The 14,606-nt window shown below is 60.7% G+C and carries 16 protein-coding genes; 10 read left to right on the top strand and 6 right to left on the bottom strand.

Features of this window, described 5'->3' with window-relative positions:
• The first annotated feature begins 38 nt into the window (after positions 1-38).
• From AB4Y71_RS04570 to AB4Y71_RS04550, 5 genes are all read left to right on the top strand, one after another.
• A complete protein-coding gene (locus AB4Y71_RS04570) occupies positions 39-662 on the top strand; it encodes a TetR/AcrR family transcriptional regulator (RefSeq protein WP_441718249.1) in 624 nt (207 codons plus the stop codon).
• A 64-nt stretch (positions 663-726) separates the two neighbouring features.
• Positions 727-948, top strand: a complete 222-nt coding sequence (locus AB4Y71_RS04565; protein WP_013349496.1) for a DUF3107 domain-containing protein — start codon at positions 727-729, stop codon at positions 946-948.
• Positions 949-1,070: 122 nt separating this feature from the next.
• A complete protein-coding gene (locus tag AB4Y71_RS04560) occupies positions 1,071-2,516 on the top strand; it encodes an RNB domain-containing ribonuclease (protein ID WP_441718247.1) in 1,446 nt (481 codons plus the stop codon).
• Positions 2,517-2,780: 264 nt separating this feature from the next.
• Positions 2,781-4,397 (top strand): DEAD/DEAH box helicase, encoded by a 1,617-nt coding sequence (locus tag AB4Y71_RS04555; RefSeq protein ID WP_441718245.1) that lies wholly within the window; start codon positions 2,781-2,783, stop codon positions 4,395-4,397.
• 78 nt (positions 4,398-4,475) lie between these two features.
• Complete coding sequence (locus AB4Y71_RS04550; RefSeq protein ID WP_049862740.1) at positions 4,476-5,375, top strand: DNA-methyltransferase; 900 nt, start codon at positions 4,476-4,478, stop codon at positions 5,373-5,375.
• On the opposite strand, the gene AB4Y71_RS04545 is transcribed toward AB4Y71_RS04550, so the two are convergent.
• The gene (locus AB4Y71_RS04545; protein WP_441718244.1) at positions 5,345-6,190 is read right to left on the bottom strand and encodes a PHP domain-containing protein; all 846 of its coding nucleotides are present in this window, start codon (positions 6,188-6,190) and stop codon (positions 5,345-5,347) included. The two genes, AB4Y71_RS04550 and AB4Y71_RS04545, sit on opposite strands and share 31 nt — an antisense overlap.
• A gap of 65 nt (positions 6,191-6,255) precedes the next feature.
• Here AB4Y71_RS04545 and AB4Y71_RS04540 point away from each other — a divergent pair, with 65 nt between their 5' ends.
• Positions 6,256-7,803 carry an aminopeptidase P family protein gene (locus AB4Y71_RS04540; protein WP_441718241.1) on the top strand — a complete coding sequence of 516 codons (1,548 nt, stop codon included), beginning with the start codon at positions 6,256-6,258 and terminating at the stop codon, positions 7,801-7,803.
• A gap of 107 nt (positions 7,804-7,910) precedes the next feature.
• Here the strand turns inward: AB4Y71_RS04540 and AB4Y71_RS04535 are convergent, their stop codons facing one another.
• Positions 7,911-8,816 carry a general stress protein gene (locus tag AB4Y71_RS04535; protein ID WP_441718238.1) on the bottom strand — a complete coding sequence of 302 codons (906 nt, stop codon included), beginning with the start codon at positions 8,814-8,816 and terminating at the stop codon, positions 7,911-7,913.
• A 132-nt stretch (positions 8,817-8,948) separates the two neighbouring features.
• Between AB4Y71_RS04535 and AB4Y71_RS04530 the strand changes: the two genes are divergently transcribed.
• The 3 genes from AB4Y71_RS04530 to AB4Y71_RS04520 are packed head-to-tail and all read left to right on the top strand — an operon-like array spanning position 8,949 to position 11,960.
• Positions 8,949-10,199 carry a magnesium transporter MgtE N-terminal domain-containing protein gene (locus AB4Y71_RS04530; protein WP_134779822.1) on the top strand — a complete coding sequence of 417 codons (1,251 nt, stop codon included), beginning with the start codon at positions 8,949-8,951 and terminating at the stop codon, positions 10,197-10,199.
• A gap of 45 nt (positions 10,200-10,244) precedes the next feature.
• Positions 10,245-10,853: a DUF1003 domain-containing protein gene (locus AB4Y71_RS04525; RefSeq protein WP_013349504.1), complete on the top strand. Its 609-nt coding sequence runs from the start codon at positions 10,245-10,247 to the stop codon at positions 10,851-10,853.
• 3 nt (positions 10,854-10,856) lie between these two features.
• Entirely contained in the window at positions 10,857-11,960 is a 1,104-nt protein-coding gene (locus AB4Y71_RS04520) for an Mrp/NBP35 family ATP-binding protein (protein WP_441718235.1), read from the top strand.
• Positions 11,961-11,972: 12 nt separating this feature from the next.
• Here the strand turns inward: AB4Y71_RS04520 and AB4Y71_RS04515 are convergent, their stop codons facing one another.
• Positions 11,973-12,377, bottom strand: a complete 405-nt coding sequence (locus AB4Y71_RS04515; protein WP_193057838.1) for a sec-independent translocase — start codon at positions 12,375-12,377, stop codon at positions 11,973-11,975.
• A gap of 77 nt (positions 12,378-12,454) precedes the next feature.
• A complete protein-coding gene (sigE, locus tag AB4Y71_RS04510) occupies positions 12,455-13,039 on the bottom strand; it encodes an RNA polymerase sigma factor SigE (protein WP_134780598.1) in 585 nt (194 codons plus the stop codon).
• Between the two features lie 171 nt (positions 13,040-13,210).
• On the opposite strand from sigE, the gene AB4Y71_RS04505 reads away from it, so the two are divergent.
• On the top strand, positions 13,211-13,876 hold the full coding sequence (locus AB4Y71_RS04505) for an O-methyltransferase (protein ID WP_193057840.1): 666 nt from the start codon (positions 13,211-13,213) through the stop codon (positions 13,874-13,876).
• Between the two features lie 91 nt (positions 13,877-13,967).
• On the opposite strand, the gene AB4Y71_RS04500 is transcribed toward AB4Y71_RS04505, so the two are convergent.
• Both AB4Y71_RS04500 and AB4Y71_RS04495 read right to left on the bottom strand, forming a co-directional pair.
• The gene (locus AB4Y71_RS04500) at positions 13,968-14,135 is read right to left on the bottom strand and encodes a DUF3117 domain-containing protein (RefSeq protein ID WP_134779820.1); all 168 of its coding nucleotides are present in this window, start codon (positions 14,133-14,135) and stop codon (positions 13,968-13,970) included.
• 123 nt (positions 14,136-14,258) lie between these two features.
• Complete coding sequence (locus tag AB4Y71_RS04495) at positions 14,259-14,603, bottom strand: DivIVA domain-containing protein (protein WP_013349510.1); 345 nt, start codon at positions 14,601-14,603, stop codon at positions 14,259-14,261.
• Positions 14,604-14,606 lie beyond the last annotated feature (3 nt).

The raw sequence follows: 14,606 nt of genomic DNA, 5'->3' as shown, positions 1-14,606 counted from the left end.
GAGCTGAGCGCTCTGCAGCTGGAAAGGCCCCACTGGACATGACGGAACTCGAAAATAGCAAAGGCACTCGCCCGCAACGGATGCCCCGTGAAGCGCGACGCCGCCAGCTGCTTCAAGCAGCGCACCAGGTTTTCGTTGCCCATGGCTACCATGGCGCCTCCATGGATGAAATCGCCGAAGTCGCCTTGGTTTCCAAGCCAGTGCTCTACCAGCACTTCCCCGGCAAGCGCGAACTCTATCTAGCCTTGCTGGATTCGCACCTTGCCGACTTCAGCCGGCAGCTGGATGAAGCCATCCGCTCCACCGAAGATAACCGCGAGCGCGTCTTCGCCACCATCAACACGTACTACAGCTACATCAAGGGCGAATCCCAGGCCTACCGCCTGATCTTCGAATCCGATGTGCTCTCCGATCCGCTCATCGCCGATCGCATTGAACAGTTCAACAGCTCACTGGCCTCATCCATCGCCCGGGTCGTTGTTGAAGATACCGATATGAGCGAAGACGAAGGCCTGCTCATTGGCCGCGGACTCGCCGGACTGTCCCAGATTTCGGCACGCTATTGGGCTACCAGCGATTCCGCGGTGGACCAGAACTCGGCTGTCGAACTGATCTCCCGTTTAGCTTGGCGCGGAATTTCACAGTTCCCGAAAGAAAACTAGATAAATTAGTCATCAGAGGACCCATTCGGGACACCTATTTCGTTCGAGAGGATCTGCGAGAATCATGGAAATCCGCATTGGCATTCAGAATGTCGCCCGCGAAGTTGTACTTGACTCCGAGCTGAGCAACGCAGAAGTCAACGAACTGGTCTCAAAGGCTATCGCCGACGGCTCAGTTCTGGCACTGAAGGATTTGAAGGGTCGCGAAGTCCTGGTACCTTCAGCTGGCATCGCCTACGTTGAGGTTGGCCCAGAAGAAGTTCGCCGCGTCGGCTTCGCACAGTAGCGCTTGTTGACTGCCAAAGCATCGCCTTGGCAGTGAATGGCCGGTTTCGCTTCAAAGCGAAACCGGCCATCTCTTTGCATCAAATAGTGATTTGCTTCACCTAGTCGTGATATTCCTAAAGGGTGACTGAACGACGAATCCGCAGCCCCCGCCCCGTGCCCGCCAGCTCGTTGGCCCAGCTCCTGCTGGGCCTGGAAACCGAGTTCGAGGTACCGGCACCCTTCGATGAGCCAACCCTGCAGGCCGCAGAACAGGCGGTAGCCGAACTCCAGCTTCCTGAAGATGACGCCACGCAGATCCCGTTCTTCACCATTGATCCGGTGGGCGCCACCGATCTGGACCAGGCGATGTTCCTGGAGCGCAACGACCAGGGCTACACCGTGCACTACGCGATTGCGGACGTGCCGGCCTTCGTTGCACTGGACAGCCAGCTGGACCAGGTCGCCCGCCAACGCGGCCAGACCTACTACCTGCCGCATCGCAAAATCACCTTGCACCCGCCGTTGATCTCCGAAGATCAAGGTTCGCTGCTGCCTGACCAGACCCGTCCGGCCTTCCACTGGAAAATTTCCTTGGACGCCGATGGAGCACTGGGCGAGGTAGAGCTCAAACGCGTACGCATTCGTTCGCGCGCCCAACTGGACTACGCTTCGGCCCAAGCCCGGCTCGATTCAGGGGAACCGGACGAGCAATTGGAATTGCTCGCCGAAATCGGTGCGGCCCGGCTCAACCAAGAGCAGCTGCGCGGAGGGGCTTCGCTGAATCTCCCGGACCAGGAAATCGAGGAAGACGGCGAAGGCTACAAGCTGGTCAGCCGCGCACCCTTGCCGCTGGAAGAGCATAACGCGCAGATCTCTCTGGTAACCGGAATCGCCGCCGCGCGCATCATGCTCAAGGCCGGGGTAGGCATCCTGCGCACCATGCCGGCCCCGGATGAAGAAGACAAGCAGGAATTCCGCACCCAGACACAGCTGCTGGGCAAGCCTTGGGATTCGTCCATCAGCTACGGGCAGTACCTGCACACCTTGGATGTCAGCGACCCCAAGCAACTGGTGATCATGCATCGCGCCGCAGCACTATTCCGCGGCGCGGACTACCAGGTCATTGCCGGGCAGCCAGAAGAAGAACTGATACAGGCCGCACTGGCCGCGCCCTACGCGCACACCACGGCCCCGCTGCGCCGGCTGGTAGACCGCTTCGTGCTGCTCACCTGCTACTTGCTGTCCACCGGGCAGCCGATCCCAGATCAGCTCACCGCGGCACTCGATGAGCTGCCGGGGCTGATGCGCACCAGCTCGATCGCCGCGAACAGGGTTAATAATGCGGCCGTTGACCTGCTCGAAGCCTACGTACTCAAGTCCCGCATCGGGGAAGAATTCGAGGCTATCGTGCTCAAGGACGCGGTGGCCAAGGACGATGGAAGCCTGCGTCCCGGAACCTTGCAATTAGTGCAGGATCCGGTCACCGGCCAGTTCGCCGGCAGCGCGAAGCCAGGAACCCTGGTGCGGGTGAAACTGGTCCAGGCCGATCCCAAAACGCGTAAGATCGGCTTCGAAATCGTGGCCTAGGACTCGCAAACCCTGGTTTTGCGGCAAAACCAGTTATGCTTGGCCTATTAGTAAATAGGATGCCCGATCGCAATGGGCTGATAGATGAAACAGTTTTGTGGTGACTTCCCAGCGGTCACCATCCCACAGGTGCTTGACGAAGGCATCTAATGTGAACGAAGCGATCGGCTCCGCTGGACTCGCGCAGTACCCAGAAGCTCGCGGCTTATGACAAGCCAAGAAGGAGCAGGGGCTGCGCCCACATGAAACGAGAATAAAGACATCGTGACTGACACGACTCTTTCGGCACAGGCTGCCGAACCACTAGACAACGAATCAGTTGAAGCAGAGCCAGCCAAGCAGAGCTTTGCCGATCTGAAGGTACGCGAAGACATTGTTGCTTCGCTTTCGGAAGCCGGTATCGAGTACGCCTTCCCCATCCAGGCCCTGACCCTTCCGGTCGCACTGAGTGGCAATGACATCATCGGACAGGCCAAGACCGGTACCGGCAAGACCTTGGGCTTCGGCATTCCTGCGCTGCAGCGCGTGGTTCGCGAAGGCGACAAGGGCTATGAAGATCTTGAATTCCCCGGTGCCCCGCAGGCGCTGATCGTGGCTCCAACCCGCGAGCTGGCTATCCAGGTCGGTGCCGATCTGGCCCAGGCTTCGAAGCACTCGAACATCTCGATCACCACCATCTACGGCGGCCGCCCGTATGAAGAGCAGATCAACGCCCTGAAGGCCGGCACCGACGTCATCGTTGGCACCCCAGGACGCCTGATCGACCTGAACCGCCAGCGCGTGCTGAACCTCAAGCAGGTCAAGACCGTGGTCCTGGATGAGGCCGACGAAATGCTGGATCTGGGCTTCCTTCCCGACGTCGAGCGCATCCTGGCCGCCCTGCCGCCAGTACGCCAGGCGATGCTGTTCTCGGCAACCATGCCCGGCGCCGTGATCACCATGGCCCGCCGCTATATGACCCGTCCAACCCATATCCGTGCCCAGGATCCGGGCGATGATGATTCGCTGACCAAGCGCAACATCCGCCAGCTGATCTACCGTGCGCACAACATGGACAAAGATGAGATGGTTGCCCGTCTGCTGCAGGCCGAAGGCCGCGGCAAGACCATCATCTTCACCCAGACCAAGCGTTCGGCTGCCCGCCTGTCCGATGAGCTGATCGACCGCGGCTTCAACGCCGGTTCGCTGCACGGCGACTTGGGCCAGGGCGCCCGCGAGCAGGCCTTGAAGGCCTTCCGCTCGGGCAAGGTTGAAATCCTGGTCGCCACCGACGTTGCCGCCCGCGGCATCGACGTGGACGACGTCACCCACGTGGTCAACCTGCAGTGCCCGGATGACGAGAACACGTACTTGCACCGCGTAGGCCGCACCGGCCGTGCCGGCAACACCGGCATCGCGGTCACCTTCGTGGACTGGGATTCGGTGCCACGCTGGTCGCTGATCAACAAGGCGCTGGGCCTGAACGTTCCAGAGCCAGTGGAAACCTACTCCTCCTCGCCGCACTTCTTCGCTGATCTGGAGATCCCGAAGGGCACCAAGGGACGCTTGCAGCGTGCCAAGAAGAGTGCACCGGCTGAGGGCGACGGTTCGCCGCGCCGCGATGAATCGGCACGCACCCCGCGCCGCCGCAGCAGCTCGCGCACCCGTACCCGCACCGTGAACGGCGAGCAGAAGCATAGCTCCCAGGGCGGCGCAGCTGAGCAGGACGGCGCACGCCACGGCCACTCCAAGGGCAAGCAGGACCGCCCGGCCCGTGAAAATGAGCGTCATCGCGAAACTCACGTTTCCGGCGAGGAACAGCAGGCTGAAAGCGGCGCCACCGCACGTCGCCGCCGCCCGCGCCGCCGCACCCGCAGCACCGAAGACGGCGGCCAGGACTAAGTAGCAGTCCGCCTCGTCCGTCAACTTTTCCGAAAGGAACTCACACCAGCGGTGCTCGCTCTACCCGAAGAACCAGCTTTGCCCCAGGCCCGAACGCAGGACGCTGAGCCGTCCGGCGTTCAGGCCGCGGGCAATACCGTGTATCACGGTGATAACCTCTCCATCCTCGGCTCCTTGCCAGATCAAAGCTTCACCCTGATCTATGTGGATCCGCCGTTCAACACCGGACGCAAGCAAACCCGTGCCCAGCGCACCATGGTTCGCGCTGCCGAAGGCGAAGGCGACCGCACTGGTTTCAAGGGACGCGAGTACAACACCGAGCTGGGAATCGCTCGTTCATATCACGATACGTTTGATGACTATCTCAGCTTCATCGAGCCGCGGCTACGCGAAGCCCATCGGTTGCTGGCTGAGGACGGCACCTTGTACGTGCACCTAGATTACCGCGAGGTGCACTACGTGAAGGTGCTGCTCGATCAGATTTTTGGTCGTGATTGCTTCTTGAATGAACTAATCTGGGCCTATGACTACGGGGCTCGGGCCAAGAGCCGCTGGCCGGCCAAGCACGACACCATCTTGGTCTACGTGAAGGATCCCAAGCAGTACCACTTCGACTCGGCCGAGGTGGACCGCGAGCCTTATATGGCTCCCGGTCTGGTTACCCCGGAGAAGCGCGCCTTGGGCAAGCTTCCTACCGATGTCTGGTGGCACACGATCGTTTCGCCGACCGGCAAGGAAAAGACCGGCTACCCGACGCAGAAGCCCGAAGGGGTACTGCGCCGAATCGTGGCTGCTTCTTCGCGTCCCGGCGATCTGGTGCTGGACTTCTTCGCCGGTTCGGGAACGACCGGCGCAGTGGCCGCGAAGTTGGGCCGCCAGTTCGTGCTGATCGACCAGAACCCCGAGGCCATCGAGGTCATGAAGGCCCGGTTGCCCGAAGGCACCAACTATATTGAGGGCGACGTACCAGTCCCCTGATCAATAATTCTTTGCAACATGTCCGGCTCGGTGAGATTCTCACCGAGCCGGTTCAGTTTTCCGGTGCCGTGGTAATCCGAGGAGCCGGTGACAATCAGGTCGTGCTCGGCGGCCAGCTCCAGCAACCAAGTTTTGCCTTCAGCGGTATTGTCCCGGTGGTGCACTTCAACACCTGCCAGTCCCGCATCGATCATGTCGTGGAAGGTGGAGTCCGGAACGACCCGTCCACGCGCTGAGGCCTTGGGGTGGGCGAAGACTGGGACACCACCGGCTTCACGCACCAATTGCACCGCAGTGACCGGACTGACCGCTGGATGCGAGACGTAATAGCGCGAGCGTGAAGAAAGAATATTGGCAAAAGCCTCATTGCGGTTTTCCACTACCCCGGCAGTGACCAGGGCGTCGGCAATATGCGGGCGGCCCACGGTGGAGCCGGGCAGGCAATGCTCCCCCACCAGATCCCAGCTGATCGGGTAGTCCTCGGCAAGCAAATCCACGATGCGCCGGGCGCGGATGATGCGTGAGTTCAGCGCATTATCCAGTTCATCGAGCAGCGGCTGGTAGGACGGGTCGTGCAGATAGCTCAGCAGGTGCACGCTGATCCCGTTGGAGTCCTGGCAGGTGATCTCCATGCCCGGGATGAACCCCAAGCCAAGCTTCGAGGCCGCCTCCGTGGCCTGGGGCCAGCCGGTGGTCTGGTCATGATCTGTCAGCGCCACAACATCCAGGCCGGCCACCGAAGCTGCATGCATCAGCTGGGTGGGAGTTTCAGTTCCGTCGGACACATTGGAGTGGGTGTGCAGGTCAATTCGCATATGCCTAGGTTATCCCCTGCGCTGATTCTTTGCTGGGATACAGCTGATGGTGACACACTTGGACTATGACCAATCAAGATTCATCTGCACCAAGCACTGATCAGCCGTTGGAAGACCGTGTGAACAACCGTTCCCAGCGTCCAACGTCCAAGGCATTCCAGGAATTCATGGCCACCTCGTGGGCCCCTGATACCTCCGATTTGCCAGCACAAGATGCCGCAGCCGGCTACGCGGTAGCCCGCCGTGCCAAGCTCTCGGAAAACTTCACCGGTGAACGCCTCGTCATTCCGGCCGGACCGCTCAAGGTCCGCTCCAATGACACCGACTACCGTTTCCGCCCGCACTCGGCCTTCGCCCACCTGACCGGCTTGGGTGTCGACCACGAGCCGGATGCGGTTCTGGTGATGGAACCAACCGATGACGGCACGGGCGAGCACGGTTCGAACCACGTTTCCACCCTGTACTTCGCCCCGATGGCAGGCCGCGACACCACCGATTTCTACCTGAACTCGCGTTCGGGCGAATTCTGGGTGGGCCCGCGCCCAACCCTTTCCTCGCTTTCTGCCCGCACCGGCATGCCAACCGATTCGCTGGACCAGCTGGAAATGGCCATCACCAAGAACTCCGGCCCGCAGGCCCTGGGCGGCATCCGCATCCGCCTGGTCCGCGAGGTGGATCTTAACATCGAGGCCCTGGTGGATACCTCGCGCATGAACACCGGCCAGGACCTGGAAGCCAGCGATGCGCTGGATACCGAGCTGTCCGAGTTCGTCTCGGAAATCCGCCTGGTCAAGGACGAGTACGAAATCGCAGAATTGCGCAAGTCCGTGAACGCGACCATCAACGGTTTCGAAGACGTAGTACGCAACCTGGACAAGGCCATGGCCCACGAACGCGGCGAACGCGTCGTTGAAGGCGCCTTCTTTGCCCGTGCCCGACTCGAGGGTAACGAGCTGGGCTACGACACCATCGCGGCCTCGGGCAACAACGCCACCATCTTGCACTGGATCCGCAACACCGGAACCGTCAAGGACGGCGAAGTGCTGCTGCTGGATGCCGGTGTCGAAGCCGAATCGCTGTACACCGCAGACATCACCCGCTCGCTGCCGGTCAACGGCAAGTACACCGAGGTCCAGCGCAAGGTCTACCAGGCCGTGCTGGATGCCGCTGATGCTGCCTTCGCCGTGGCCAAGCCGGGCTTGAAGTTCCGCGATCTGCACCTGATCGCTACCCGTGTGCTGGCCGAGCGCCTGCACGAGTGGGGCATCTTGCCGGTATCGGTGGAAGAAGCCATGGATCCAGAAGGCCAGCATCATCGCCGCTGGATGCCGCACGGCACCAGCCACCACCTGGGCCTTGATGTCCACGACTGCGCACAGGCACGCGCCGAGCTGTACCTGGACGCCGTACTTGAAGAGGGCATGGTCTTCACCATCGAGCCGGGCCTGTACTTCAAGGATGAGGATCTGGCGATCCCTGAGGAGTACCGCGGCCTGGGCGTGCGCATCGAAGATGACATCCTGGTCACCGCTGATGGCGCCGAGAACCTGAGTGCCGCCCTGCCACGCAAGCCTGAGGAGGTTGAAGCGTGGATGGCTAAGCTGCGCGGCTAAGGAGTCCTGCAGCGTTAAGCAGTGAAAGGTCTGGTTGAAGTTACCAGGGTAACTTCAACCAGACCTTTCGTTGTTCTTGCAGGCCTTGAGCGCCTGGATGAACTGATTCAGTCCTTGTTGGACTCTGCGTCCTGGGCCGGTGCCTGAGTCTGCCCTGCAGCATCTACCTTCGGCTCAACCTCAGAGAGGTCTTCGGCTTCCGGCTGCTTGGCTGGCTGCTGTTCGCTGACCGGGGCTGCAGCGTGATCGCCACCTGGCTGCTCGCTGGCGGCCGGGGCCGCGCTGGCTTCCTCGGGCTTCTTTGCTGGTGCTGGGGCAGCTGGCTGTGGTTCGTTGACTCGCACACCGTAGCGCGGGCGGCCATCTGGCAGGTCAGGGAACTGTCCGCTGCGCGGCTGCTCAGCAGCAGGCTGTGCTCCGGCTTCCGGTGCAGGCGCTGAACCCTGAGTCGCTGGTGCAGCAGCTGGTTGCTGAGGCTGCGGCTGCTGTGGAGTCTGGGCTACTGGCTGGGCCGGTGCCTGATTTGGACGCATCGGCAGCTTCGAAGCCAGGGTCCTGGCAGCCTGTGCATGCTCGAAGTCCACCACGACATCGAAGCTGGTGGCCACGAACTGGCTGGAGGAGGCGAAGTCGCGCTTGCCGCGACGAGTCGAATAGCTGATGACCCCGGCGATCATCCAGATCGCCATGCCCAGGCCGATGGCCGAGAGGATCTGGTACAGGCCGTTTCCGCCGCCGCCGAACAGGGTCAGGAGCAGGCCGACGAACAGGCCCATCATGCCGCCCTGGGCCGCGCCGGCCAGCGCTACACGTGGGTAGGAAAGTTTTGCAGTGACTCGCTCCACGGTGCGTACGTCATTGCCGACGATGCTTACCGCAGCGACTGGGAAGTCGTTGTCGGCCAGATAATCAACGAGCTTTTGGGCGTCGAGATAGCTGGTGTAGCGTCCAAGCAATTCTCCGCGCGGAAGGCCGCTGGTGCTAATCGAATTTACTCCATGAGGCGAGGTCATATCTATATTGTGCACAGGTTTACTGTGAGCCTGCCTAGTTGTGAAGCAACTATCGCTGTGGGTGAAAGAAACAGTGCTTGCCCTGTGGCTTTGCACACCAAGAACGGGCGTGGAACGCGATAGTCTAGGAAGGTGAGCGCACAAGTGTCTAAAATCTTCGTCGCCCGGCTGCTCGGGCTTGATGTCTTCGACCCCTTGGGCGACCGCTTGGGCCGTTTGCGCGATGTCGTGGTGGTCTCACGCGGCCCCAAGAAACCCGCCGCCTGTGTGGGTTTGGTGGTCGAGGTGCCCGGAAAGCGACGGGTCTTCGTTCCAATGACCCGCATCCAATCCATGGAAGCCAATCAGGTGATCTGCAACGGCCTGGTCAATATGCGCCGATTCCAGCAGCGCGGCCAGGAAATCCTGGTGGTTGCCGAAATGTTCGACCGCATGATCACCTTCGTTGACGGATCAGGGCGCGGTGTCATTGAAGACGTCGGATTAACCCAGACCCGACGGGGCGACTGGGAAATCAACGAATACTACGTCCAGCGCGGAGAGCCGACGGCCAACATCCTGGGCTTGCGTTCGCGCCGCCGCCACAAGATCTTGGTCTCCTGGGATGAGGTCAGCCACGGGGCTCAGACCGAACCTCAGTCAGCTGACACCTTCGTGGCCGCCCACGATGAGATGAAGCCTGCAGACTTCGCCGACGCACTGCATGAGATGAATGAGAAGCGCCGACTGGAAATCGCCGCGCACCTGCAAGATGAGCGCCTGGCCGATGTGCTCCAGGAGCTGCCGGACCGCGAACAGGTCGAGATCCTTTCGGCCTTGGGCCTTGAACGCGCCGCAGACGTGCTGGAGGAAATGGACCCGGATGACGCGGCCGACCTCTTGGCCGAAGTCAGCGAAGAGACCAAGCACCAGCTGCTGGATCTGATGAACGAGGAAGAAGCCAAGGACGTACGCCGTCTGCTGGCCTACCCCGAGGGCACCGCCGGTTCTGTGATGACCCCGGTTCCGGTGATCCTGACTCCCGAATCCACCGTGGCCGAGGCCCTGGCCTCGGTACGTCTTGAAGAATTGAGCCCGGCGCTGGCCTCCACCGTGTATGTGGTGCGTCCGCCGCTGGAGACCCCCACCGGACGCTACCTGGGCCAGGTCCACATCCAGGCGTTGCTGCGTGCTGCTCCCCCGGAGCCGCTGGGCGATATCCTAGATACTGAGCTTGAACCGATGTCGGATCTGGCAAATATCTCCGAGGTGGTTCGCCACTTGGCTACCTACAACCTCACCAGCGTGGGTGTCACCAACAAAGAAGGACGCCTGGTCGGCGCCATCACCGTTGATGACGTGCTGGACCATATCCTCCCCGACGACTGGCGTTCGCAAGACTAGCGACGAGCACCCAACTACCCGATCAGCAGCAAAGGAGTTCCAGCTATGGCTGAGCAGCGCAAGAGTAACGGCCTGGATACCCCGCTTGCAGCACGACAACGCTTCTGGCCCCGGTTCTCCCCGAACCCGGATCTGTTCGGTTCGGCGACCGAGAAGTTCGCCCGATTCATGGGCACCCCGACGTTCTTGCTGTACATGACGGTGTTCTGCGCCTTCTGGCTGGTCTGGAACTCGGTGGCCCCGATCAACTGGCGCTTTGATGATGCCACCATCGGCTTCACCGCGCTGACCTTGATGCTCTCCTTGCAGGCTTCCTACGCCGCACCGCTGCTGCTGCTGGCTCAGAACCGTCAGGATGACCGTGACCGCGTCTCGCTGACCGAAGACCGCGCCCGGGCCGAACGCAACCTCTACGACACCGAGTACCTGACTCGCGAGCTGGCCTCGCTGCGCCTAGCACTGCGCGATGTCGCCACCCGTGACTATGTGCGTTCCGAGCTGCGCAATGTCCTTGAAGAGCTGCTGGAAACCACAGATGGTGAAGAGCTGCATTTGCGCGCCAGGAAAAAAGGCGGCAATAAGAATTCCCAGCCGCAAACCGGCGTGATCGAAACCGTCAAACCCCAGCACAGCCAGCCTCGGAAGAACAACTAAGCATTGAGCAACTCTCCTGAACTTCTAGCAGCACTCGCAACCGTCCACGACCCGGAGCTTCGCCGTCCCATTACCGAGTTGGGCATGGTGGAATCAGCTGTCCTTTCGCAGGGCACTGCCACGGTCAAGATCCTCTTGACCATCGCCGGTTGCCCGATGCGCTCCACCATCCAAGACGAGGCCACCGCCGCCTTGCAGGCCGTAGCAGGCGTGCAGCAGGTCAACGTAGATCTGGGAGTCATGGATCCGCAGCAGCGCGCGGACCTGCGCGAGTCCCTGGCCAGCCGCCGCACCCCGTTCTCCGATCCGTCCTCGTTAACCCGGGTGATCGCTGTGGCCAGCGGCAAAGGCGGCGTGGGCAAATCCTCGATTACCGCGAACCTCGCCTGCCAGCTGGCTTCCCAGGGACTGAAGGTCGGGTTGATCGATGCCGATGTCCATGGCTTCTCCATCCCATCGCTGATGGGCATCTCGCAGAACCCTACCCGGGTTGATGACATGATCCTGCCGCCGGTAGCCCACGGGGTGAAGGTCATTTCCATTGGCATGTTCTTGGACTCGAATCAGCCGGTGATCTGGCGCGGGCCGATGCTGCACCGTGCCCTGGAACAGTTCCTCTCCGATGTCTACTTCGGGGACCTGGACTACCTGTTCCTGGATTTGCCGCCGGGCACCGGGGACATGGCCATCTCGGTCTCCCAGCTGCTGCCCAACAGCGAACTTCTGGTGGTCACCACCCCGCAGTCCACGGCTACCGAGGTGGCTGAACGTGCCGGAACCATCGCCTTGCAGACCGATCAGAAGGTGATCGGTGTAGTGGAGAACATGAGCTTCCTGCAGCTGCCCGATGGCACGCGCATGGAGGTCTTCGGATCCGGTGGCGGCGCCAAGCTCAGCGATTCCTTGTCCCAGCAGCTGGATTACCCGGTCCAGTTGCTGACCCAGATTCCATTGGAGGAGTCGGTACGCGTGGGCTCGGATGAGGGGCGTCCGGTGGTGCTTAGCTCTCCGCAGTCTCCCGCGGCCTTCGCCTTGCGTGAATTGGCCGGGAAATTGGAACAGCGACCGCGCGGACTTGCCGGGCGATCGCTGCCAATGTCGTTCTAAGTCTTTTGCACCCTAGGTAGCTTCGGAGTCGAAGGGGGCCGGTTCGCCGGCTGCCAGCGACGCCTGCTGCATGGTGACCGAAGGGATTTGAGTACGCACCGGTGCAGGTGCCGTAGTGGTACCCCCGGTGCCCTTGGCCGCATTCACTGCGTCATCGAACTCGTCGACCAACGCTTCCTTGATGATCCGGCGAGGGTCGTACTGGCGTGGGTCCAGCTTCTTCCAGTCAATATCGGCAACCTCGTCGCCGACTTCTTCGCGCAGCTGCTCCTTGGCACCGTTGGCCATGCGCCGAACTTCCTTGACCAGATTGGCTAGTTTTTTGGCGTACTCGGGAAGCTTTTCGGGGCCAAGAATAACCACCGCGAGCACAGCGAGAATAATGAACTCGCCGCCATTAATACCAATAAAGTCCACGTAAAAAGTTTACCTTGTTCCAGTGCCACGAGCGAAGTCACCGCACCATGCCAATGGTGAACATGTCGTGAACGAGCTTAGCCAGCGGCCCGAAGGCCTCGGGTAATACGCGGCAACGACATGGTCTTTGCTGGGCGGTTGGCGGGATTGCGGTGAGCCAACGCGTCACGCAGCATGGCGCGTCCGCGGTGAATACGTGAACGGACGGTACCCAGCTTCACATCCAGGATGCGTGAGACTTCCTCATAAGAGAAGCCCTCCATGTCGCAAAGTACAATCGCAGCACGGAATTCCGGGGACAGTGCGCGCAAGGCTTCCTGCACATCGATATCCAGGTTGTTGAATTCAAAGTAGCGTTCCGGGGTCACCGCGGTGCCAGGCAAACGCTCTTCGGAGCCCTCGGCGAAACGATCAAAACGGATCTTGCTTTTGCGCCGAGCCTGATCCAGGAACAGGTTGGTGGTGATGCGGTGCAGCCAGCCACCCATGGTTCCCGGCGTGTATTTTTCCAGCGCTTTGAAGGCGCGAACAAATGCTTCTTGGGAAAGATCCTCGGCGTCTTGGCGGTTACCAGTCAAGCGGTAGGACAGGCGGAACACCTGTTGGCCATGCTCTTGGACCATTTGATCCCATGTCGGGGTCGTGGTTTCTGCATCCATCATTGTCGAGATTGCGTCACTTCCTGCATTGTTCACACTTCAAGTATGTAGTGGAAAGCTGAGCTGAAGCTAAGAATCCCCTGCGCGAGTACCTCCAAGTTCAACAACTTCAGGTAACGACGTAGGTACGATTGGAAGTGGCCACGCCAAATCAACTCTTGAGGACCCGCACCAATGCCTTCGATGAATCCAGAACTCTTCGCGAGCTGGACCTACACCCAGACGCACGTCAACGAGCCAGAGCATGTCGCATCGGTTCGCGAGCGTGCCGAAGACCTGGGCGTGCGGTGCATCGATCCCGCGGGCCGCTCCATGCTCCAAATGCTCTGCACTCTGCGCCAACCTCGGAACATCGTAGAGATTGGTTCCGGCGTCGGCGTCGCTTCCCTGGCGATGCTCGAAGTGATGGGCAGCTCGGTGACCCTGACAGCCATTGAATCGGATCTGGAGCATGCCAACGCGATGCGCCAAGGCCTGCGCGATTCAGGCATCCCCTCGGCACGGGCGCGCATCATCAACGAACGCGCCGAGAATGTCCTCTCGCGCTTGGCAGACCACGCCTATGACATGGTGCTCATTGATGCCGGCGCTGAGCAATTGCTCGAGTACGTTGCCGAGGCCAAGCGTTTAGCCGGCACCGGCGGGGTCATCATCGTGAACAACGCTTTTGATGAGCACCGCTTGGCGAAGCCTGCGATACGCCGCAATTCGACGGTCATGACCCGGGACGCACTGCGCATGCTGCGTGAAGATCCGCGCCTGCAGACCCACCTGTTCCCTACCGAGCAGGGATTGTTCGTCGCTACTGTGCTCCCGGCCAAGGCCGGCGTAAAGCGCTAGCTTCCAGGCAAGACAAAGGACCGACATTTCTGTCGGTCCTTGGTTGCCGTCCCACAATTATTGGTGCGGCAAAGCTAGAACTTGGGCAAGCTTACTGAGTTACCTTGAGCAGGCACTCGCGCAATTCGGTTGCCTCGTCGTTGTTCAACTCGACTACCAGTCGTCCGCCTCCGTCGATTGGCAGGCGCAAGATGAGGCTGCGGCCTTCTTTTGCGACTTCCATTGGCCCGTCACCGGTGCGTGGCTTCATAGCAGCCATTAAGCTGTTCCCTTCGTCTGTGGCTAACGCATGCACTGGCAATTGCCCTGCATGCAACCGAATGCCTAGTCCATCCTCCGCACGGAATCCGTGCTGAGTTGGGACACTTATCTTTTATTATTACTAATTTTCGCCCGTGTCGCTAATCACACGCCGTGACTCAAGGTCACGAATCGTATTCTCAAGGTTCGTGATTTCAGCAGCCAAGACATCGAGCACCTCATCTACCTGGTCGCAACGGTAACCGCGCAATCCCAGAGAGAAGCGAACTTTATCCACGTCTTGGGCGCGAGGACTCTTGGGCAAGAGCACCGGCGGCAACGAGGCTTGATGCTCCACCAACCCGGTGATGTTCCCGCCAGTTGATTCAAAATGCCGGCCGGCTGGCACGTTTTTCCGCTGGCTGGAGAGCAGCAGCGCGACGGCGCCAACCAACAGGACAGCAATGGCAATCAGCAGAAACGGCATCAG

The organism is Glutamicibacter sp. MCAF14, from assembly GCF_052114325.1.
Taxonomy (GTDB): Bacteria; Actinomycetota; Actinomycetes; order Actinomycetales; family Micrococcaceae; genus Glutamicibacter; species Glutamicibacter arilaitensis.
Note: the sequence above shows the minus strand (reverse complement) of the source record. Positions and strands in the feature narration are given on the sequence as shown.

Excerpts from the sequence above, each read along its gene's own strand:
- AB4Y71_RS04500 (WP_134779820.1), bottom strand. The coding sequence starts at position 14,135 with ATGGCTGCTATGAAGCCACGCACCGGTGACGGGCCAATGGAAGTCGCA.
- AB4Y71_RS04525 (WP_013349504.1), top strand. The coding sequence starts at position 10,245 with ATGGCTGAGCAGCGCAAGAGTAACGGCCTGGATACCCCGCTTGCAGCA.
- AB4Y71_RS04545 (WP_441718244.1), bottom strand. The coding sequence starts at position 6,190 with ATGCGAATTGACCTGCACACCCACTCCAATGTGTCCGACGGAACTGAA.
- AB4Y71_RS04495 (WP_013349510.1), bottom strand. The coding sequence starts at position 14,603 with ATGCCGTTTCTGCTGATTGCCATTGCTGTCCTGTTGGTTGGCGCCGTC.
- AB4Y71_RS04570 (WP_441718249.1), top strand. The coding sequence starts at position 39 with ATGACGGAACTCGAAAATAGCAAAGGCACTCGCCCGCAACGGATGCCC.
- AB4Y71_RS04540 (WP_441718241.1), top strand. The coding sequence starts at position 6,256 with ATGACCAATCAAGATTCATCTGCACCAAGCACTGATCAGCCGTTGGAA.
- AB4Y71_RS04535 (WP_441718238.1), bottom strand. The coding sequence starts at position 8,816 with ATGACCTCGCCTCATGGAGTAAATTCGATTAGCACCAGCGGCCTTCCG.
- AB4Y71_RS04565 (WP_013349496.1), top strand. The coding sequence starts at position 727 with ATGGAAATCCGCATTGGCATTCAGAATGTCGCCCGCGAAGTTGTACTT.
- sigE (WP_134780598.1), bottom strand. The coding sequence starts at position 13,039 with ATGATGGATGCAGAAACCACGACCCCGACATGGGATCAAATGGTCCAA.
- AB4Y71_RS04505 (WP_193057840.1), top strand. The coding sequence starts at position 13,211 with ATGCCTTCGATGAATCCAGAACTCTTCGCGAGCTGGACCTACACCCAG.